At 60.6% G+C, this 21,225-nt stretch carries 18 protein-coding genes; 9 read left to right on the top strand and 9 right to left on the bottom strand.

All coding sequences use genetic code 11. From position 1 onward, the window contains the following. Nucleotides 1-20 precede the first annotated feature (20 nt). A complete protein-coding gene (locus C1725_RS12465) occupies nt 21-614 on the top strand; it encodes a TetR/AcrR family transcriptional regulator (protein WP_346026636.1) in 594 nt (197 codons plus the stop codon). Between the two features lie 46 nt (nt 615-660). Further along, nucleotides 661-1,311, top strand: a complete 651-nt coding sequence (locus C1725_RS12460) for a CPBP family intramembrane glutamic endopeptidase (RefSeq protein WP_346026635.1) — start codon at nt 661-663, stop codon at nt 1,309-1,311. A 98-nt stretch (nt 1,312-1,409) separates the two neighbouring features. On the opposite strand, the gene C1725_RS12455 is transcribed toward C1725_RS12460, so the two are convergent. Further along, complete coding sequence (locus C1725_RS12455) at nt 1,410-2,774, bottom strand: MATE family efflux transporter (protein ID WP_346026634.1); 1,365 nt, start codon at nt 2,772-2,774, stop codon at nt 1,410-1,412. Between the two features lie 126 nt (nt 2,775-2,900). On the opposite strand from C1725_RS12455, the gene C1725_RS12450 reads away from it, so the two are divergent. Both C1725_RS12450 and C1725_RS12445 read left to right on the top strand, forming a co-directional pair. Further along, nucleotides 2,901-4,316, top strand: coding sequence for a Sapep family Mn(2+)-dependent dipeptidase (locus C1725_RS12450; RefSeq protein WP_346026633.1), 1,416 nt, complete (start codon nt 2,901-2,903; stop codon nt 4,314-4,316). A gap of 233 nt (nt 4,317-4,549) precedes the next feature. Then, nucleotides 4,550-6,343 carry a sulfatase-like hydrolase/transferase gene (locus C1725_RS12445; protein WP_102411913.1) on the top strand — a complete coding sequence of 598 codons (1,794 nt, stop codon included), beginning with the start codon at nt 4,550-4,552 and terminating at the stop codon, nt 6,341-6,343. Nucleotides 6,344-6,383: 40 nt separating this feature from the next. Here C1725_RS12445 and C1725_RS12440 read toward each other — a convergent pair whose 3' ends face one another. The 8 genes from C1725_RS12440 to C1725_RS12405 form a co-directional block, all read right to left on the bottom strand. Continuing rightward, nucleotides 6,384-7,067, bottom strand: a complete 684-nt coding sequence (locus tag C1725_RS12440) for a DnaJ domain-containing protein (protein ID WP_102411912.1) — start codon at nt 7,065-7,067, stop codon at nt 6,384-6,386. After that, a complete protein-coding gene (locus C1725_RS12435) occupies nt 7,060-7,905 on the bottom strand; it encodes a DUF5685 family protein (protein ID WP_102411911.1) in 846 nt (281 codons plus the stop codon). The genes C1725_RS12440 and C1725_RS12435 overlap by 8 nt, the downstream gene beginning before the upstream one ends. A 3-nt stretch (nt 7,906-7,908) precedes the next feature. Next, on the bottom strand, nt 7,909-9,543 hold the full coding sequence (gene dnaK / locus C1725_RS12430) for a molecular chaperone DnaK (protein ID WP_102411910.1): 1,635 nt from the start codon (nt 9,541-9,543) through the stop codon (nt 7,909-7,911). A 355-nt stretch (nt 9,544-9,898) separates the two neighbouring features. Beyond that, nucleotides 9,899-10,927: a hypothetical protein gene (locus C1725_RS12425; protein WP_102411909.1), complete on the bottom strand. Its 1,029-nt coding sequence runs from the start codon at nt 10,925-10,927 to the stop codon at nt 9,899-9,901. Nucleotides 10,928-11,034: 107 nt separating this feature from the next. Further along, nucleotides 11,035-12,960, bottom strand: a complete 1,926-nt coding sequence (locus tag C1725_RS12420; RefSeq protein WP_346026632.1) for a GHKL domain-containing protein — start codon at nt 12,958-12,960, stop codon at nt 11,035-11,037. An 80-nt stretch (nt 12,961-13,040) separates the two neighbouring features. Next, complete coding sequence (locus C1725_RS12415; protein ID WP_346026890.1) at nt 13,041-14,348, bottom strand: alpha-L-fucosidase; 1,308 nt, start codon at nt 14,346-14,348, stop codon at nt 13,041-13,043. A 45-nt stretch (nt 14,349-14,393) separates the two neighbouring features. Continuing rightward, the gene (locus C1725_RS12410; protein WP_102411906.1) at nt 14,394-16,313 is read right to left on the bottom strand and encodes an ATP-binding cassette domain-containing protein; all 1,920 of its coding nucleotides are present in this window, start codon (nt 16,311-16,313) and stop codon (nt 14,394-14,396) included. Further along, entirely contained in the window at nt 16,310-16,960 is a 651-nt protein-coding gene (locus C1725_RS12405) for a DUF6483 family protein (protein ID WP_102411905.1), read from the bottom strand. Before C1725_RS12405 ends, C1725_RS12410 begins: the two co-directional genes overlap by 4 nt. A gap of 138 nt (nt 16,961-17,098) precedes the next feature. Between C1725_RS12405 and C1725_RS12400 the strand changes: the two genes are divergently transcribed. From C1725_RS12400 to rpsI, 5 genes are all read left to right on the top strand, one after another. Beyond that, nucleotides 17,099-17,953 carry an AAA family ATPase gene (locus C1725_RS12400; protein WP_102411904.1) on the top strand — a complete coding sequence of 285 codons (855 nt, stop codon included), beginning with the start codon at nt 17,099-17,101 and terminating at the stop codon, nt 17,951-17,953. After that, complete coding sequence (locus C1725_RS12395; RefSeq protein WP_346026631.1) at nt 17,940-18,758, top strand: DUF4435 domain-containing protein; 819 nt, start codon at nt 17,940-17,942, stop codon at nt 18,756-18,758. Before C1725_RS12400 ends, C1725_RS12395 begins: the two co-directional genes overlap by 14 nt. Before the next feature lie 249 nt (nt 18,759-19,007). Next, complete coding sequence (locus C1725_RS12390) at nt 19,008-20,090, top strand: hypothetical protein (RefSeq protein WP_146009242.1); 1,083 nt, start codon at nt 19,008-19,010, stop codon at nt 20,088-20,090. Between the two features lie 242 nt (nt 20,091-20,332). Beyond that, complete coding sequence (gene rplM, locus C1725_RS12385) at nt 20,333-20,764, top strand: 50S ribosomal protein L13 (protein WP_102411901.1); 432 nt, start codon at nt 20,333-20,335, stop codon at nt 20,762-20,764. Nucleotides 20,765-20,783: 19 nt separating this feature from the next. Then, a complete protein-coding gene (gene rpsI, locus C1725_RS12380; protein WP_102411900.1) occupies nt 20,784-21,176 on the top strand; it encodes a 30S ribosomal protein S9 in 393 nt (130 codons plus the stop codon). Nucleotides 21,177-21,225: the final 49 nt, after the last annotated feature.

The following is a 21,225-nucleotide window of genomic DNA, read 5'->3' as shown; positions in this document are numbered from 1 at the left end:
ATTGCGAAAGGAAGATGGGCGTGGCGCCAAAGCAAAAAGTGAGCCGGGAAATGGTTCTGGACGCAGCCTTTGAAATTGCCAGAGGAGAGGGGGCGGAAGGGATCAGTGCACGGGCGGTAGCGAGGAAACTGGACTGCTCGACGCAGCCGGTCCTCTATCACTTCGCGACGATAGAGGACTTGAAAAGCGCGGTATATGAGAAAGCGGATGCCTGCCACACGGCGTATATTCTGCAGGGGCGCGATGGCTGCGCCGCTTCCATGCTCGAGATCGGGCTTTCGTACATCCGCTTCGGAGCCATGGAACCCAACCTGTTTCGTTTCCTGTTTCAGTCCAACCGATTTTCCGACAGGAAGCTTTCAGACCTGACGGGCGATCCGGCGTTGGAACCGGTGATGCAGGCGCTTTCGCGCGATATGGAGATGGACCGGCGCCAGGCGCGCAGTGTTTTTACGGCCGTCTTCTTGCTTGCGCACGGGATGGCCAGCATGCTGGCCAACAATGCGATGGAGTACGACGAGGCGCAGACGGCTTGCCTGCTCCGCGGCGCGATGCGCGGGATGATCCATGCTTTTTTTGAGGAGGGCGTTTCGGATGAAGCGGCAGAGGAATGAGCAGAGGCTAGCGCTTGCGTGGATTGCCCTGTACGTCTTGGCGGCAATGCTGGCGGATGCGGTGTCCGAAAGCCTTGGCATGATCAAGTGCATCACGGTGCCGGTATGCGCGCTTTTATCCGCAGCCCTTTATGTGCAGATACGAAGAGACGGTCTTCAGGCGTATTACGGGCTTGGAAGAGGCGGGGGAGTGAAGGGGAAGGACGTCCTTTTCTACCTTCCGCTGCTCGCGCTGGCGAGTTCAAACCTTTGGAATGGCGTGACAATCAGGTTCAGCGCGGTTGAAACTGCGCTTTATGTGGTCAGCATGTGCCTAGTCGGCTTTCTCGAAGAGGTCATCTTCCGGGGACTTTTGTTTCGGGCGCTATCTCCAAAGGGCTTGAAGCAGGCGATCGTGATTTCCAGCCTGACGTTTGGCATGGGACACATTGTCAATTTACTGGCCGGTGCGGAACCGATAAGCACCTTGCTCCAAATCTGCTATGCGACGGCGATTGGCTTCCTGTTCACGACGATCTTTTTAAAAAGCGGCACGCTGCTGCCTTGTATCCTGACGCACGCGGCGGTAAACGCCGCGAGTGCGTTTGCGGTTCCGGGAAGCCTGGCCGGTCAGACCTTCGCCAGCGCTATTCTGACCGTGGTTTCCCTGCTTTACGCGCTGTTCCTTTTAAAAAGGCCGAGTAAGGCGCCGGCTTAAAACGGGCGTGACGCGCGCCGTGTTCTGAATGACTATGGCATGTGATTTGCGAAGAAAAAAGCAGGGCGCTGCCCTGCGATGAAAGGGGGAAGGACGGGTCAGGAGGGGCCCTGCGTCATTTCCCGCCGCAGAAGAATTTTCTTCATGACCAGCGCGTAGACGATCATGGAGGCGAGCGGCCCCAGAACGTCGGAGATCGGCTCCGCGTAGAAGGCAGCGTCCGCGCCAAAGACGGCAGGCAGCGCGAATAAAGAGACGAAGTAAACCGCCTTGCGCCAGAAGGAGAGGGGAAGGGAATAGCGCACCTGACCGATGGCCGTGAAGCCGTCTACGATTTCATACTGCACGCCCAACGGGATCAGCCCCAACGTGCAAACGCGAATGGCCCAGAGCGCACGCTCGCTGAGCGCGGGGTCGGTCGTAAACAGGCGAACGAACAGCGGGCCGCAAAGGCGCGCCAGCACGAACATCGTCGCGGTGTAGGCGATACAGAAGAGGAAGATGTGCCGCTGCGCCATGCGCACGCGCTCCGAACGGCGTGCGCCGTAGTTGAAGCTCAAAACCGCCTGCGTGCCGCCGCTGATGCCGCCCAACGGCATGGTGACGACCAGCATGAAGCTCTGCACGATGGTCGCGCAGGTGACGAGCAGGTCGCCCTGCCCTAGCCCGCCGTATCGCTGGAGCACGGTATTCATGGCGATGATCATCACGTTGTCGACGGCGATGATGCAAAAAGGCGTAAAGCCGAGCGCGAGAATGCGCAGGGCTGTGCGGGGAGAATAGCCTGAAAACGTGATGCGCACACCGGCGCGCCTGCCCAAGAGAAAGAAGAGGACATAGGCACAGCTCGCCAGCTGCGAAAGCACGGTCGCCAGCGCCGCCCCCTGAACGTTCATATGGAAAAGAAAGATGAAGACAGGGTCGAGCGCGATGTTCAGCACCGCGCCAAGTACGACGGACTTCATCGCCGTCTTGGCATATCCCTGCGCGACGACGAAGGAATTGAGGCCGGTCGCCAGCAGGGCGAAGAGCGTGCCCGACAGATAGAGGGTAAAATATTCCTCGGCATAGGGAAGCGTGATCTCGCTCGCGCCGAAGAGCAGCAGCATAGGCCTGCGCAGCGGCAGAATCAGAGCGACGATCAGGAGGGAGAACGCGCAGAGCATCAGAAAGGCATTTGCCAAAATAGCCTGCGCGCTGTTGCGGTCGCCTTCGCCCATCTTGATGCTCATCAGCGGCGAACCGCCGATTCCGACGAGCGAAGCGACGGAACCGATCATCGTGACGACCGGACCGCAGACGCCCACGCCCGCGAGCGCGAGGTCGCCCACGCCCGCGATATGCCCGATGTACATGCGGTCTACGATGCTGTACAGGACGCTGACAAACTGCGCAAGCATGCTCGGCACAGCGATGGAGCGGACGAGCCGGCCGACGTCATCGCGTCCCAAATCGTTTTCCACGTGTATTGCCCCCTCAAACGCGAAATGCGCATAGATGTTTCATGGCTGCGCGGCGCAGCCGCGCATCATCATACAACAAGTGCGGACGAATGTCAATTCTTCCGTATCGTAAAAGGAGATGGACGTATGAAAGAAAGAATTGCAGCCTGGATCGACGCTCATGAGGAAGAAATGCTGGCCTGCCTCGCAGAGCTGATCGAGGTGCCGAGCGTGAGCGACAGCGGAGCCTCTGCGCCGGGCGCGCCGTTCGGCCCCGAATGCCGACGGGCGCTGGACAGAGGACTCGCGCTCGCGAAAAAGCTGGGCTTTGAAACGCAGGATGTGGACGGATACTGCGGCGTCGCGTCGATGGGCATCCCGCATCCCGCGATCGGCATCGCCGCACACTTGGACGTCGTGCCGGCGGGAGAGCATTGGATTTACCCGCCCTTTTCGATGACGCGCGCGGGCGAATACGTAATCGGCAGGGGAAGCCAGGACAACAAGGCCTCCGCTGTGCTCGGCCTTTACGCGATGAAGTGCCTGCGGGATCTGAACGTCGAGCTGCCGTGCGGCATCAGGCTGCTGATGGGCACCTCCGAGGAAACGGGAATGGAGGACATGCGCTACTTTGCACAGCATGGGGACGCGCCGGAGCTCACGCTGGTGGCGGACTGCGACTACCCGGTGTGCTACGGGCAAAAGGGGCACTACAACGCCTGGGTCGGGGCAAAGGTGCAGGGCATCCGCGCCTGCTGCGGCGGACAGGCGCCTAACCTGATTCCGGATCACGCATGGATTGAGGTCGCGGGCCTGCGGGAAGAGACGGTCTGCGAGGCCCTGCGAGGCGGCATGGATATATGGACGGAGCCCTGCGAGGGCGGCGTGCGCGTGCATGCCAAGGGCAAGAGCGGCCATGCGGCGTTTCCGCAGGGGGCGGACAACGCGGTGCGTCGGCTGCTCTTCACGCTGAGAGACGCCAAAGTGCTGGATGCGCAGGACCAGGAGGCCGTCGAGGCGCTCGCGAGCCTGATGAAGGACGACTTTGGAAGCGCCTGCGGGCTGAACGTGGACGACCCGGTCTTCGGTCCGTTGACGCTCGTAGGCAGCATGCTGAAGGTAGAGGATGGACGCATGGCGCTTTCATTGGACGGTCGGTTTCCGCGCATGCTGTCGGGCAGTCAGGTAGACGACCACATTCGCGCCTTTGCGTCCGCGCGCGGCCTTGCGGTGAGCGAAGCGTCGTCAAGGGAGGCGTTTTACATCGACAAGGACGACCCGCTCGTTCGCTGCATGATGGACGTCTACCGCGAGGAGACGGGCGACGCGCGGGAGGCATTCGTCATGGGCGGCGGTACGTATTCACACGTGCTTGCGCGCGCGGTGACGTTCGGCGCTTCCATGCCGGGTGCGGGCGCGGGGCTTGCCTCGATCCTGCCGCCCGGGCACGGCGGCGCGCACCAGCCCGACGAAGCGCTGCATGTGCCTTCCTTTAAGCGCAGCCTCGCGATTTATGTGCAGACGCTGATGCGCCTTTCGCCCCTGGTTTCAGAAAATAAATAATTGTGTCAAAGCCCAGAGCCGCCGGAAAACCGGCGGTTTTTGGCGTTCAAAAGAACGCGGGCACGCTCTGAAATCGCAAAGAGAGCTTGCGTTTACCGCATGATTTGGCTACAATAGGGACGCGGAAGGACAAATTCTTTGAAAGAGCTTGACGGCATGAGCGGATGGGCGTTCTGTTTCGTCTATTATAGTATAGAGGCCCATTACGATGTAAAGCAGAGGATATTATTCAAATGAGCGAAACCAAAAAGCGCCTGCCAGGAGCTGCGGACATGACGTCCGCAATTCTCGTCTCCATCTTTTGCGGCGCTGTACTGGAGTACATGGCCGAGGCCATCGCGCGCGACGGGTTTTCCCAGGCGTTTCACTGGATCGTTACGGCGCCGGGCGCTTTTGTTTGCAGCGCTGGTCTGATTGCCTGTACCTTTTTGACATTTCTTTGTCTGGCAAGGCGCATGTCTTCTGCCTTCGGCGTGACGGCGGCGCTGACGCTGACCTGCGCGGGCGTGCAGTACTATAAGCTGTTGCTCAAAGGCGATGTGTTTCAATTTGGCGACGTGCTGCTCGTCAGGGAGGCCGTTCAAATCACCGATCACTTTCAGTTGATCCCCACGGTCACGCTGATCGCCTGTATCGCCGTCTGCATCGCGCTGGTGCTGCTGCTTCGCAGACGCAGAATTCGCATTCACCTGGCCCTGCGCGCGGTGCTCTGCGCCCTGATGGCGTCCGCGACGATCTTTGCCGCGCAGGGGCTGCCGGACCGCATCGCCCGCATGACGGGTACAGCCGAAGTGGTCATTCCGCAGGACTACTACGAGACGAACGGGCTGGCCGCCGGGCTCATCAAGACGATGCCGCTGCCGCCAGAGGAGCCGGAGGGATATTCGGAAGCGTCCGTATGGGAAGCGCTGAATGCGCTTCCGGCGCCGGAAGCGGACGCTGCGCAAAGCGTGCTGCCGGACATCTTCTTTATTATGAACGAGACGCTGTACGACCTTCAGAATATCGACGAAATTTCGCTTACGGAGGATCCACTCGCCTATCTTAAGACATGCCAGGCATCGTACGCGGGCGCTGAATTGCTTTCCCCCTCCTACGGGGGAAACACCTGTCAAGTGGAGTATGAGGTGCTTACGGGCTATCCGGCGCGCAACTCGGTCGGCATGGCCTATCAGACCGTGCCGCTGGAGGGGGCGGCGAGCGTCGTCGGCGCGCTTGACGCCAGCGGTTACTACACGCTGGCTCTGCACCCCTATACGCGCACGTTTTACGAGCGCGACCGCGTGTATGCCCAGATGGGCTTTGACGACATGGCCTTCGAGGATGACATGGCCCAGCCGCTGCGGCGCATCTCCTGGCAGGTGACGGATGACTGCCTGTACGACGAATTGATCGAACGCTATGAACATCGGGATAAGAGCAGACCGTTTTTTGCACACGTCGTCACCATTCAGAACCACGGCGAGTACGACTTTGAATGGTCGGGCGCGGGCAGCGTCCGTTCTGCCGACGAGACGCAGGACCCGCAGGCACGTGCACAGCTCGAGACGTATGCGAGTCTTTTGCGGGAAAGCGACGCGGCGCTGAAAAAGCTGATTTCGTACTTTGAACGCCAGAAGCGGCCGGTGCTCCTCGTGCTGTGGGGAGATCACGCGCCGAATCTTTCGCTCTTCGGAGTAGACACGTCCTCCTACGAGGAAGATGCGCAGCGCTACGGGCGGCTGTACTGTACACCGCTGCTGATCTACAACAATTACGGTCTCGACGTAGAGTTGCCGGAGGTCATGTCGTCTTATCGGCTGGGCGCGTTTGCGCTGCGATTGGCGAACGTGCCGTTGGACGCCTATCTCACGCGCATGGGCGCGGCGGGGGTGCCGGATTCCAACGACGCGCTGGTCTTCGAGGCGGATCACTTTAGGTGGAAGCCCGACGCATCGGAAGAAGCGAAGCGAACGTTCGACGCGATTCGCCTGTGCCAATACGACCGGCTGTACGGAGAGCGATACAGCGAAAAGCGTGTAGAGTGACGCAGCACAAAAAAAGATGCCAAGCGGCATCTTTTTTGTGTCAGCAGTAAAAACCCCTCACCCCACAAGGACAGCAGCAGTTGCAGAAAAGATTGAGAAACAGGCAGGACGCGCACGGGTCGGAGCACATGCCGGTCGGCATATGAAATTGCCTGCCGTACTCCTGATAGGCGCTGCCGCCGTTTTCGAGCTGAGAGAGGAACTGGCGGTATTCGTAGTTCCCAGGCTCCATCTGTGCAGCCTGACGCGCGTGGTTAAGCGCGGCGACGCGGTTACCCAGGCCGTAGTTGGCTTGGGCGCTGAGGAAGTACCACGCGGCGTTGTGATTGGAGATGCCGTTCAGCACGTTCAACGCTTCCTGATAATAGCCGGAGATGATGTAATTGCGAGCGGCGTTCAGTTCGGAGGACTGCTGCCCGCGCTGCTGATTGCCGTAATTGCCGTAAGGCCCGTTTCCGAAGGGGTTGTAACCACCGCCGAAGGGATTTCCATATCCCTGCTGGCCGCCGTATCCCTGGCTGCCGCCGGTATAGTTTGTCCCCTCACGGCGCATTTTCGTGATGAGGGAATAGGCTTCGTTGATTTCCTTCATCTTTGCCTCGGCCTCAGGAGAACCGCCGTTCAGGTCAGGGTGGTATTTACGGGCGAGCTTTCTATACGCGGTCTTGACTTCGTCGTCCGTGGCCGTCGGGGCTACGCCCAATACGCGATAAGGGTCATCCATGGTTCTCCTGCTCCTTTCCGCCGCGTTTTTGCTGTATGAGGGCATACCTGCACCAGACCCCCGAATACAGGACGTTTCGCAAGAGGCCGATGTCCTGAACGAGGGGCAGCTTTTCAAATTCCTGCGTGCAGCCCGCGATCATCATGGTCAGCATTTGGCGGCAAAAGTCCTCGTAATCGTCCTGCCCGCGCATCTGAAACAGGGGATTGTAGCGCCCCCTCCGTTCGTCCTCCGGCAGGTCGTCGTAAGCGTCCATAAGATAGATGAAGCGCCCCAGTGCCTCGCCCATCGCGCGAAGCACTGGCCCCCAAATGTCATCTTTATAGCAGAGCACTTCGCCCAGCATGCGTCCCGTTTCGTTGGCGAGGGCATCCACGTCGGCCGACTTTTCGCGCTCCAGATTCGCTGTGCGCTCAAGACAAGCCGCGACCACCGCGCATTTCTCCGGCCAGTCCCGCTCGACGCGCCGGTAGGCCTTTTGCAGCAGTTTTCCTTCTGCCGCGGCGCCGAGGTTCCTGTCGTCGTGCCAGTTATCGCGGCACTTGTGGAAGGCAAGCAGGACGTTCATGTCCGCGGCGTAATCCGCCGCGGCGTTTTCGATAAAGTCATGGCGCTTGAGTGGGTGCAGCGCGCAGCGCGCGGGCACACAGCGCTCTTCCGGCTCGTACAGGGAACTCAGGAGCAAGTAAAGGAACGTCATATCGTAGGTTAGCGTCAGACGGCCGATCTGGCCGTGACGGCGCGAAAGCGCCCGGCAGAGGCCGCAGTAGAATGCGCGGTAGCGTGCAAAGTCCGCGTCGGATAATTCCGCACGGTTGACCGCGATATAACCAAACATGGTTTACTCCTTTTGTCCGCCGCCCGCGGCGCCGTCGTTTTTGGGCGTAAATTCCGCGTCGGCAGCGCCGTCGGCCGGTGCGTCGTCTGGGGCCGCCGCTGCGGCGCCGCTGCGGTATTGCCGTTCCGCTTCCTCCCTGCGCTGCTGATCCTCGGCGGCGTAGGTCTGTGCATCCCGTACCGCGCGGTCGATTTCGGCCTGGCTCATGTTGGAAGAGCCGGTGATGGTGATCTCCTGCTGCTTTCCGGTGCCCAAATCCTTGGCAGAGACGCTGACGATGCCATTCGCGTCGATGCTGAACGTCACCTCGATCTGCGGTACGCCCTGCGGCGCGCGGCGAATGCCGGTCAGCTTGAACTTGCCGAGCGACTTGTTTTGCGAGGCCATCATGCGCTCTCCCTGCAGCACGTTGATTTCCACCGACGACTGAAAGGGGGCGGCGGTGGTAAAAATCTGGCTTTGACGGACGGGCAGCGTGGTGTTTCGGTCGATAACCTTGGCGAACATGTCGCCCACCGTCTCGATCCCCAGGGAAAGCGGCGTCACGTCCAGAAGCAGCAGGCTCTTCACCTCGCCCGCGAGCACGCCGCCCTGCAGCGCCGCGCCCATCGCGACGCACTCATCGGGGTTGATGCCCTTAAACGGCTCCTTACCCGTAAAGCGGCGAACCGCTTCCTGCACCGCCGGGATGCGGCTGGAGCCGCCGACGAGCAACACCTTGGCGATGTCCGATACGGAGAGGCCCGCATCCTGTATCGCCTGCCGCACAGGGCCCATCGTCTGTTCGACGAGGTGTGCCGTCAGTTCGTTGAACTTCGCGCGGGTGAGCGTGATTTCCATATGCTTGGGGCCGTCCTTGCCCGCCGTCAGAAAAGGCAGGTTGACGCTCGTCGCCTGCGTGCCGGAAAGTTCGATTTTTGCCTTTTCAGCGGCCTCACGTACGCGCTCAAGCGCGGTAGGGTCGCGGCGAAGGTCTATGCGCTCCGTACGTTTAAACTCGGCAATCAGATAGTCACTGACGCACTGGTCGAAGTCGTCGCCGCCGAGACGGTTGTTGCCTGCGGTCGCGAGCACCTCGATGACGTCCTGGTTGATGTCCAGAATGGATACGTCGAACGTGCCGCCGCCCAGGTCGTAGACCATGACCTTTTGCGCGGTTTCCTTGTCGATGCCATAGGCGAGCGCGGCGGCGGTCGGTTCGTTGAGGATGCGCTGAACGGTCAGGCCCGCGATCCGTCCGGCGTCCTTCGTCGCCTGACGCTGCGCGTCTGTGAAGTAGGCAGGAACGGTGATGACCGCCTGCGTGACGGATTCGCCTAAATAGTCTTCCGCATCCGCCTTTAATTTTTGCAGGATCATTGCGGAAATTTCCTGCGGGGTATACGCATGGCCATCGATTTTGACGCGATGGTCGGTTCCCATCTCCCGCTTGATCGACTGGATGGTGCGTTCGCTGTTGGTGACGGCCTGACGCTTGGCGATTTGACCGACGAGCCGCTGCCCATCCTTGGTGAAGGCGACGACGGAAGGCGTCGTTCGCCCGCCCTCCGGGCCGGGAATGACGACCGGATCGCTGCCCTCGATGACGGCGACGCAGCTGTTCGTCGTGCCAAGATCGATGCCGATGGTTCTGCTCATAAAAGTATTTCCTCCTGCGCCGGTTGCGCCTTTGGTTCCGTGCAGGACAGCATAGCGCAAAAAGATGAACGGAATGTTAACGTAAGAAGGCATTTTTTCATATTTTTACTCGAATGCGCCCGCAAAAAAATGGATACGCGATATTATACCATGAACCGTATAAAAGAAAAAGGAAAAACGCGAAAACGGGCAGCGGAAACCGAGGCGGGTCAATGCGAAAGGCCCTGGTTCCGCTTGACGGATGCGAATAGGAAAGAAAAAGGGCCGCTGGGGGGCTATCCCCCTCAGCGGTCAGAACATGTGCCGGGCTATAGCGTCAGCGCCGGAAGCGGGGGGAGCGAAGGCTCCGCGCCTTTTATCGCGCCGACGAGAAGATCTCTTCCAGCAGGGCATCCAACGTCTTCTGCCAGCGCGAAAAGTCCATGGCGGCGATGTAGTAGGACTCCAGGTCATCGTGCAGCGCCATCGCCGCTTTGAGCTCGGCGATCGCCTGCGCGATGAGCGAGGCGCAGGTCTCCTCGTCGTGCGGACGCATGGCAGCGCTCCTTCCATAAAGCGCCCCGGCGTCGACCTGCTCAGCGCTGTCTTCCGCTTCGTCGGTCGTGAAGAGAAGACCTGCGGAGGGCACATACAGGTGCGCGAGGAATTCGGGCTGCAGCGGATCGCGCAGGGCGACCGCGTCGTGCCCACGCAGCGTCGCTTCTTCCAGCAGGCGTTCGAGCAGCGGGCTGGCCGTGTGTCCAAAGGGTGAAATCAGGCTGACGCTCTGTGTCTTTGGAAGCTCCTTTAAAAAGCTGACGTACCCCAGCGGCGTGTAAGCCGCGCCGAACAGATCGCGTTTGTGTCCGGCATGCCGCACGTCGGGAAGGTAGCGGCTCGCAAGAATGCGCGCCATTTGGGCAGCCCTGACGGGATCGGGCTGCGCCGATTCTACGGCGCGACGAACCTGCGCGGCGGCACTCAGATAGCAATAGGCGCGGCGGAATCGCTCGCTGACAGCTGAAAACAAGTCCGAGATGCGCTCCCTGTCCCTTTGCAGGGACGCTTCGTCCAGATCGTCGCCCAGGCTTACCAGCGTATCGCGCGCTCCCGGCACGGCGGGGTCGTAATGGTGCGGCGCGGTAGCATCCATTATCGTGATGCCCAGCGAGGGCGCGCAGACCGCGTCCAGACTGTTCGGATCGCTGGAGCAGGGAAAGAGCTCGTAGTCGAGCCCGGCGTCATCCAACGCATGCGCCACGCGCTTCATCATGCTGCTTTTGCCTACGCCTGGCCCGCCCTTGAGCAAAAAGAGCCGCGTCTTTTCTTCCATGACGCTCGGAAAGCACGAATAAAAGCCCTGGCTCGTATTGCCGCCGGGAAATAGCTTCATCGTCAATGCCATCTGGGTACCTCCTTTAAGGAAAATGATTCACAGGGGCTGCTTCTCTAAAGAAAAACCCCACGCATCATTCTATGCGCGGGGGGCGGGCGCGGATACCGAAGAGGAGGTTAGGAATGAAGCGGCAGGATTGCCTCCGCGCGGACGGATGATTCGCGCACCTTCAGGTCGAGCTTCCCGCCGTATTGAAGGAGTGTGCGCTCGACGATTGCCAGCCCGCTTTCCCTTCCGTCCGGATGCCTGCGTGCGGCGGCATTCGGAAGTGTGGGATGGTCGGCGGAGTTTTCGCATACAAAATGGAAGCTGTCCTCCTGCGTCCAGAGCTGCAGCACGATCATGCGCTCCGGCTGCTCGCACGACCGCAGCGCGGAGAGCGCATTATCGAGCAGATTGAGCAGGATCAGGCACAGGTCCGAATCGAGGATGGGAAGGTTTTCGGGCGCGGACGCTTTCTTGACCTCCACGCGGATGCCCGATGCCCCGGCCGCGCCGAGCCTGTCTCCGAGGACCATGTCTACGAGGGTGTTGCCTGTTTGATAGACGGATAGCCCGTCGATTTCTTCAGCCAGCTCTCGGGTGTAGGCTATGGCCTGTGCCGTGTCGCCCTTTGCCAGCAGGGCGGAGAGCGACGAAATGTGCAGCTGCAGCCTGCGGCGAAGCGCCATCGTCTGCTGCATGGAGCGCGTCAGATTGTCCAGGTTGCTCTGCGAGAGCTGCGCGCGCAAGGAAGTGGTGCGCGCCTGCGCTTCATGCTTGACAAGCTGAAGGGCGAATTGATGCAGGGTGATGGCGACACATGCGCAGGCCGAGAAGATGCGGAACAGGTAGAGCGGATAGATAAAGTGCAGGTCGACGACGCTGGAGACAAGCCTTTGAGACATATCGCGGTAATAGGGGAGATCGGCGGCCCAGGCCGCGACGAAGAGGCACGCATAGGCAACGACGGCGACGAGAAGCGTTTTCCCAAAGGTGCGGTAAAAGCCGTTTTGAGCCCGCGCTTCCGGCCAGGTCAGCGCGCAGACGGCGGCGACCGCGAGAAACTCCATCGTGCGGGGGAGAAACAGGATGGAGACGTAGAAATCTCCATAGGGAATCAGGTATCCGGCCTGCACAAGCAGGCTGATGGGAATGGAGAGCAGGTACAGCAGTATAAAAGGGACCAAGGAGAGGCGGAAGCGGCGCATGCGTGAAAGCAGAAAGAGCAGCATAAAGGCGTCGCTCAGGTAGTCAAAGGCCTGCTGCAAAAGATTGTGAACGCCGCCAAAACGGTCGAGAAAGAGAGCGGAGCGGGCGCATTCATTGAACAGCCAACACAGGGCGAAGAGCGACAGAAAGAGCAGTCCGGCATCCGCCCTTCCTCTATACAGGGTAAGGAGAAACAGCGCGAGCATGGCAAACGTCAACAGGCTGAGTAAAAACATCGGCAGCACCGAGCGCGCTGCCGGCGCGGCAGCGCTAGCGCGGAGAGAAGTTCCGGTATAAAACGTCAGATCGAAGGGACAAGCGAGCAGATGATCAAAATTTCGCTGGGCGATGGTCAACGTCTTTCCGACGCAGTCTGCGGGCAGCGTCACATAGGTCGAGACAAATTCGCTTAAAAACGTGTCGGGATAGTCCACCCCGCCGATGGTATCCCCGGAGCCGGGCGCGTTGGTGTAAAACAGCACGCCATCCAGAAAAACACTCACGTGGTACTCGCCCAGAAAGATTTGCAGAACCGAGGGTGTCAGGCGCTCGTCCAGCTCTCCTTCGAGATAGAAGACCTGCCCATCGTAAGCGAGCCCCTCGTACTGTCCGTTTTCCATGCGTTGGAGCGGGCGCTTTTCTCCGTCTTCGACCACGTAAACGCGCCAATCCGGCAGATCAGCCAAGTAAACGGTTTCCTCCGGCTGGACGGTCGTCATCAGGTCGAACACATGCAGGCAGAAGACGGCAAGCGCGGCAGACGCGATGAGGGCGAGTGCAAAGAACGCGCGGGAACGAGCGGTGCGCCCGTTCATAGATGGTTTTGTACCGGAAAGAGACGGTTGATTCATAAAAAACAACGTACCTTTCAAGCGAAGATTCAGGGGGGGAACGCAAAGGCGCCGGGGCCCTGCCACCGGCGCCTGGCCGATCATTTCAGAAAGAGTTCGATCACGGGCACGGGTACGTCCGGCTTGACGGGCGGCAGCTCGATGACCAGCAAGCCGTCCTGCCGCGCCGCGCCGACGCTGAAGTGCTCTACGTGCCCCTCTGTAAAGCGCAGTTCGCTGCCGTCGTGCAGAAACTGTGCGTATTCGACCTTTCCGGCGAGCCCCGGAAGCTGCACGTGCGCGTAAGGGTAGGCAAAGAGATGCAGATAAAGGCGGGTGCCATCTTCGCTTTGGGTAAAGCGGCAGTCCGCGGGCAAACAGTTTAGGAGCTCCGGCTCGGCCATCGTGCATCCGTAAATGCTCCGGGCGTTATACCGCATCCAGTCGGCGTAAACCCTGAGCGCGGCCTCGGCACGACGGTCGAAGTAGCCGCGCGCGGTGGGGCCGACGTTCATGAGCAGGTTACCGCCGAGCGCTACGGTGTTTACAAGCATGCGAATGAGCATTTCGGGCGACTTCCAGGAGGATTCGTCGCGATGATACCCCCAGGAGCCGGAGAACGTCTGGCAGGCCTCCCAGGTGACGTATTCGCCCGTTTCGGGGTGACGAAGCCACTCCAAAGGCTGGTACTGCTCCGGCGTCCACAGGTCCTGCTCGACGTCGGCGCGGTTGTCGATGAGAATTTCCGGCTGCAGGCTGCGGGCAAGGGAGATGAGCGCATCGGCTTCCCAATCCGCGGCGCCCTTGCCACGCATCCAGGCGTCCTTGCCCTCTCCCCGGCGCTCGCCGTAGGAGAAGTCGAACCAGAGAATATCGATCTTGCCGTAGTTTGTCAGGAGCTCCCGCACCTGATCGCGCATGTACTGCGCGTAGCGGCGCATGTCGCGCCCCTCGCTCAGCCGCCTTGCGTCCGGGTCGTCGCGGCGGGGGTGCAGCATGTCGATGGGGAAGTCGGGGTGATGCCAGTCGATCAGCGAGTAGTAAAAGCCGACGCGCAGCCCCTCCGCGCGGAAGGCTTCGACGTATTCGCGCAGGAGGTCCCGCCCTGCGGGCGTATGGGTGCTCTTGTAGTCGGTGTACTGCGTATCCCAGAGGCAAAAGCCCTCGTGGTGCTTGGCTGTAAGCACCGCATAGCGCATGCCCGCAGCCTTCGCCTGCCGGGCCCAGTCGCGCGGATCGTACAGGTCGGGATCAAAATGGCGAAAGTATCGGTCGTAATCCGCCTCGGAGATGCGCTCGTTCGTCTTCACCCATTCGTGCCGCGCGGGCATGGCGTAGAGGCCCCAATGGATGAACATGCCGAAGCGAGCGCTTCGAAACCACGCCGTGTCGCCCGGCGTCCTGCGAATTTCGTAGCTGGACGTAAAAATCCCCCCTTCCTGAAATAGGTACGTCTATTCCGCCTCGTTGACGGCCTGCTCGGCTTCCTCCCAGGCGTCGTACAGACCGGGAAGCGCCTGCTGCGCCTGCTGATAAGCGCGCGTCGTCTCGGCGGCGCGGTCCGGGTCGGCGTAAAGCGCGGGATCGCTCATCTTTTCTTCCAGCGCGGCGATTTCGGCCTCCTGCCGGGCGATGGCGGCCTCCGCCTCCTGCGCGCGCTGACGAAGCTGCTTTAACAGCAGCTTGCTCTGGCGGTCGCGCTTTTTTTCCTTGTCCAGCTCGGTGCGGGTCTTGCCGCCGCCCGCTTCGACGGGCGCCAGAGGCCGGTTCTTCTTTTCGACGTAATCGTCGTAATTGCCCAGATATTCCGCTACGCCGTCCGGCTGCATCTCGACGACGCGGTCCGCGATGCGGTTGATGAAGTAACGATCGTGCGACACGGTCAGGATGGTGCCCGGGAAATCCGCGAGCGCGCTTTCGAGCACCTCGCGCGAATCCATGTCCAGGTGGTTCGTCGGTTCGTCCAGCAGCAGCAGGTTATCCTCGCGCAGCATCAGGGCGGTCAGGGCGACGCGGCCCTTTTCTCCGCCGGACAGCGTGCGGATGGGTTGGAAGACGTCGTCCCCCGAAAAGAGGAAGAGGCCCAGCGCACCCCGGACGTCGGATTGCTCCATGCGGGGGAAGCGGTCCCAGACCTCGTCCAGCACGGTCTTTTCCTCGTGCAGCGACGCCTGATGCTGGTCATAATAGCCGATATCCACGTTCGAGCCGAAGCGGATCGTGCCTTCATCCTGCGTTTCCTCACCCACGAGCAGACGAAGAAGCGTGGACTTGCCCACGCCGTTGGGGCCGATGAGCGCCACGCGGTCGCCCGCGCGCAGGTGAAGGTTCAGATGCTCGAAAAGCCGCTTCCCGTTAAAGCCCTTGGCAAGGTCGGTCAGGAAGAGCACGTCTTCGCCCGTACGTCTGCGCGCGCGGAAGCAAAAGCGGATGGAGCGCTCGTCCACGGGCTTTTCCAGGCGGTCCATGCGTTCCAGCGCCTTTTCGCGGCTTTCCGCAGCGCGGATGGACTTCTCGCGGTTGAACATGCGGTAGCGCGCGATGATCGCCTCCTGCCGCTCGATTTCCTTTTGCTGCAGTTCGTAGGCGCGCATGCGCGCTTCAAAGCGTTCTTCACGGGTGCGCATGTAGCGGGTGTAGTTGCCGTCGTATTGCTCCACGGTGCCCATGAGCAGTTCGGCCATGCAGGAGCACACCTTGTCCAAAAAGTAACGGTCGTGCGAGATGACGAGCACGGAGCCGCGATAGCTCTGCAGGTACGCTTCCAGCCATTGGGTCGTCTCCAGGTCCAGGTGGTTCGTCGGCTCGTCCAACAGGAGAAGATCGGGACGCTGGAGCAGCAGCCGTGCGAGGCTTAACCTCGTGCGCTCGCCGCCGCTGAGGGAGTCGACGCTCTGCTCGTATTGGGCGCTGGTGAAGCCGAGGCCGGTAAGCACGCCGGTGACGGCACTCTTCCAGCCGTAGCCGTTCGCGTCCTCAAAGGCAGCGGTCAGACGGTCGTATTCACGCGAAAGACGCTCAAAGGCGCCGGCATCCTCGTGCGCGTCCGCCATTTCGTGTTCGAGCGCCCGCAGCCGCTTTTCCATCTGGAAGACGGGCTCGAAGACCTGTTCGAGCTCGCCGAAGACGGTGTTGCCCGAGGTGACCATGCCCTGCTGGGCGAGGTACCCTACGCGCAGACCGCGCGAAAGGTTCACGCTGCCGCTGTCCGGCGCGTCAAGCCCGGCGATGATCTTCATCAGCGTGGATTTGCCGCTTCCGTTGACGCCCACAAAGCCCATGCGGTCGCCCTGCTGCAGCGTCATGTTCACGTCCTTCAGCACGACGTTGACGCCGAAGGATTTAACCAGGTTCTGTATGGAAAGAATAATCATGTGTTCCAATCCTTTTTTGAAATGATCCGTTCGATGGCCGCGCGTCCCTCTGCGACCTCGCTTTGCGGAAGTCCGCCGGCATCCAGCCGCTCAGGCGGGAGCGCGGCGAGGCGGTCGTATAGCTGGAGGCCGAAAGCGCACAGCTCGCGCTGCTTTTCGGGAAAGGGATAGCTTTCAAGCGCCTCGAAGAGGACGTCCTCAGCGCGGTCATACGCGCGGGCGCACACGAAAAAGTGAACGATTTGTTCCTCGTCGGCGCTCGTAAGGCGCTCCGAGCAAAGACCACGCAGTTCGCACATGCGCTCGATCTGGCGCATGGCGATGTCCTCGTCCTCCACACGGGCGAGCAGGCACAGCGCGCGGTATTCGACGTCAAGAAAGACGTCCGTATCGAGCGAAGCCTCGAACCGAACGGCGCGCAGATGCGTCAACTCGGCGAGCGCGAACAGGCGGTCTGGCGGAAGCAGCTCGTACAGGGATTGAACATCCATTCCCTCCGCGACGCCGCGCTCCAGACCGCAGAGCGTGCGGTAGCAGTCTTCCAGTTCCTCTTCGGCATCGCCGTCCTCCAGCATCGCCAGAATGCGCCTGAAGGCGGCGCCGAGCTGCGCGATCATGCGCAGAATCGTATCCTGCTCGTAAAACATGGCTGTTCTCCCTTTTGCTGCACCTTTTTGCCTAAGCTTTATTTATTATAGCGTCTTGGGGACGGACACGCAAGAGAATTGCAAGACGTGGCCAAAAAGGGTATACTATTAGGAGGATTCAGGAACGGAGGGGTCGCTATGAAGCTATGCGCCTGCTGCTTTGAAGACGTACCACCGCTGACGCGGGAGGGCAAACCCTATACGCTTTTTATGACGGACGAATGGAAGGAGCCCTCTGAGCGCGTGCTGCTCACCGGCATCAGCGGCACGGGCAAGAGCACCGTGCTCGCTTGCATTCAGGATACGTTCGACGCGATCGTTTTGGGCAAGCGCGCGTCCATCCGCGGGGATGTAGCGTTGCTGGTTCGCGGGCTGCTTCCGCAAAGGGACGCGCTGCTGGTTCGCGGGCGCAGCGCCGCATTCCTCAAGCGCATGCGCGCCCAGTTTCCGGAGGCCGCACCGGTCGGAGAGGCGGGCGGGAAGCGGATCGGGGATGCTTCTATGTGGGGGAACAATCCGCCCAACACGCTGCTGTGCGACGTGTACGGCGCGCATTCCATGACGATTCGGGAGACGAAAACGGAGCTGCAGACGCTCTATCGAGAGGATGAAGCGAGGTGCCGGGAACTGCTTTCGTCGCTCGCGCTCTTCCTCGTGGGCAAGCGCGTACAGATGGAGGCGGGCGCGCCCTACGTGTCGCTTGAGGACGGGGGACGTCATTCGCTCAGCGGACTGTCCGCGGGCGAGCTACGCGCGCTGACGCTGCTCATCCGCATCGCGCGCGGCCTCAGACCCGGTGGGATCCTGCTGCTCGACGAGCCCGAAATGCACCTGCATCCTGCGCAGCTTTTAGGCTTTCTGGAGATCCTGGAGCGTCTGGTGCTGGACGACGGGGGACAGGTCATCCTAAGCTCACATGCGCCGCAGGTATGGAACCGGTATCGCAGCTTGGGGCTTTGCGTGGAATTGGGAGGCGGCCATGAGCGGATTTGACGATGCCTATCGGTCGATACGGGAAGAGGCCGCCGCCGCGAGAAACAAGCGCGTCCTGCTGGTCGAGGGCAAGGGGGACGTCGATTTCCTGACCTACATGCTCGACAAGCAGCCGCTGCGTTCGCGGGGATTTTACTCGCACTTCGTGGTCGGCCCGGCAGGCGGCAAGGACAACGTGCTGCGCATGCTGGAAAAGGAACCGGACTGGCTCGGCATCGTGGACCGCGACGCCTGGAACGAAAAAACGCGCGCATCGCAGGCGGAAAAATTACGAAATTTATATTTTCTGCCGCGTTATTGCATCGAAAACTACCTTGTGGACGTCAATATATTGGAAGAAATCTTTTCATCCGAGCGTTTCTGCGCTTATGCCGGGCTGGGACGCGCGTTGCTGGACATTCGTGCGCAGATTCCCGGCGCGGTGCGCCACGCGAGTCTCTGGCGAGCGGTGCAGCCTCTTTACGACGAGCTGATGCGCCTTGGGTTTAACGGCGCGCTTTTGCGCTTCGACGTGCCCAGCGACAGCGAGATATACGATACGCTGAGATCGTGGGACCGCCTGCTCGACGCGGAGCGAATCTACGAGGATTATCGCGCCTTTGAGGAACAGGGCGGCATGCTTAGCGAGGGGGAAGCGCTTCGCGTGTGGGTGCATGGCAAGGTATTTTGGCGAAAATCGGTCGCGCCTGCCTTGCAGGAGGCGTTGGACGGCATCGGAGAAGAGCATTTGCAACGGCTGATTTACCGCGCGATGCCGCTGCCCGAAGACGTAGAATCGCTTCTTACAGGCCTGATTCGGCTGTGAAAATCGCCTTGAACTGCGTAAATGCACAGGTTTCGGGGGTTTACATACGCGGGATATGTGTTATACTAGGTATTAGTCTTTTGGCGAAGAAAGCGTGAAGCGGTCTCAAGGCGCTTCCCCACGGGCGGGAAACGCCACGGTACGACGGTTCTCGCGCGCTTTGGCGCTCTGCGCGCCGCTGATAGAAAGGAACCGGTGAAACGGATGCGCAACAGACCCAGTTATCATTATACGCCCGCACGCAGTGAGGTGATCAATCGCAAGCCTGCGCCCAGACGTCCACGTGCGAACTGGAACCAGATATTGCTGCTGCTGTTCTTCATCGCTCTGCCGTTTTGCGGATTGCTCGCCCTGTTCTTTACGCCGATGAAGTGGGTATTCATCGTGCTGAGCGTTGGGGCGCTGGCGCTGATGTGGTATCAGCACGGATTCAACGCCCGGGGACGGCTGACGATGTCGCTGCTCTTCAGCGTGCTTACGGTGGTTATGCTCGTCTCGGCGCTCGCCCCGCAGGGGGAAGTTCGTGCGAGCGCGCCGGTCAACACGATTCCTCCGATCAGCAGCTATTCCACGCAGTCGCTGACTGCGACAAACGTGCCGACGATCGCGAACGTCGGCAGCGATGGAACCGTGGGCGGCATCCCTTCGGTGGATACCACCCTGGATCCATCCATGCTGGCGGGCGACCCCGCGGACGCCGGCCAGATGGGCGTAGCCACGGGCGTTAAGAGCCAGGCCGAGCAGGCGCTCGACAAGTTTATGCAAAGCTGGCAGGTGGCCATCATGGCGGACATGGTGCCCATGACGCCGGTGAGCTGGCGCGCGTCTCAGACCACGCCGACGCAGAAGCTCTTCTGGAAGTTCCAGAACAAAAAGCTGCAGTCCTGGGAATTCGTAGGGACACCGACGGGCAGCGACGCGGATTCCTCGCGCACGGTGACAGTCGTATACGACGCGATCGTGAGCGGCAAGACGCAGACGTTCCAAGCGGAGGCCGTGATGCTTCAGGAAAACGGCGAATGGTACGTCGACCCCGATTCGCTGGACGGCGTGAAGATCGATCGCACCACGCCGGAGCCGGAGCTGGATTACTCGCCCCTGCCCGCGACGGCGACCCCCGCGCCGACGGACAAGCCGACGAAGAAGACCGTCCTTTACTACAACTCCAAGGGCGGCAAGCGCTACCACATCGACCCCGAATGCGCCAGCGTCGATCCGCAGTATCTGCCCATGACGAAGTTCAAGTTTGGGGACATCACCAAGTCACCGTATAACAAGCTGGAACCGTGCCAGAAGTGCGATGCGCCGGATAAGTCGGTACTGGATCAGTGACACCATGCGGCCCCCTCGTGGCGGGCCGCATTTTTGATGCGAATAGAGCGGCAAGCCTCATTTTCTGTCGATTTTTCCGCCTGAAAAAGCGCGTAAATGCTTGACAGAAAGGGCAAAGATCGGTTAAAATATTGGTTGCGTCGATAGATTCCCATTAGCCCCGGGACTGTTGACAGCGTCCAGCCAAGCGTCTGACCAGCGCGCGGTTTATGTTCCTGTACATTACCGAGGAGGGAATTCACGTGAAAACGTTTATGGCGAAAGCCGAAACCATCGAACGCAAGTGGTATGTCGTCGATGCGGAGGGCATGGTGCTCGGCCGTCTGGCCAGCCAGGTCGCGAGCATTCTGCGCGGCAAGAACAAGCCCACCTACACCCCCCATGTGGACACCGGCGATCACGTCATCATTCTGAACGCCGATAAGGTCGTGCTGACCGGCAAGAAGCTGGATCAGAAGATTTACTATCATCACTCCGGCTATCCGGGTGGACTGAAGGAAACCGCTTACCGCAAGCTGATGGCTGAAAAGCCCGAGTTCGCTGTGAAGCACGCCATCGTCGGCATGCTGCCCAAGGGCCCGCTCGGCCGCCAAATGGCCAAGAAGCTGCGCGTGTACGCCGGTACCGAGCATGAGCACGAGGCGCAGAAGCCCGAAGTGCTCGTGCTGAAGTGATTCGGAAGGAGGAGTAACAATGTCTCAGGCTCAGTATCAAGCAGTGGGTCGCCGCAAGAAGGCGATTGCCCGTGTTCGCCTCGTTCCGGGCGACGGCAAGGTGGTTGTCAACCGCCGCGATATCGATAATTACTTCGGCCTTGAAACGCTGAAGATGACCGTTCGTCAGCCCCTGGTGCTGACGGAAACCGTCGGCCGCTTTGACGTGCTGGTGAACGTGTACGGCGGCGGCCTTTCCGGCCAGGCCGGTGCGATTCGCCATGGTATCGCCCGTGCGCTGGTGAAGGCCGATCCGGAGCTGCGCCCGGCGATCAAGAAGGCCGGTTTCCTCACGCGCGATCCGCGCATGAAGGAGCGCAAGAAATACGGCCTCAAGGCTGCGCGTCGTGCGCCGCAGTTCTCGAAGCGCTAATTCCCGTCCTTTCAAGCCTCTCCGCACAGGGGAGGCTTTTTCTGAAAGG

The organism is Beduinella massiliensis, assembly GCF_900199405.1.
GTDB classification, from domain to species: Bacteria; Bacillota; Clostridia; order Christensenellales; family Aristaeellaceae; genus Beduinella; species Beduinella massiliensis.
This window is presented reverse-complemented; position numbering and strand designations above follow the sequence as displayed.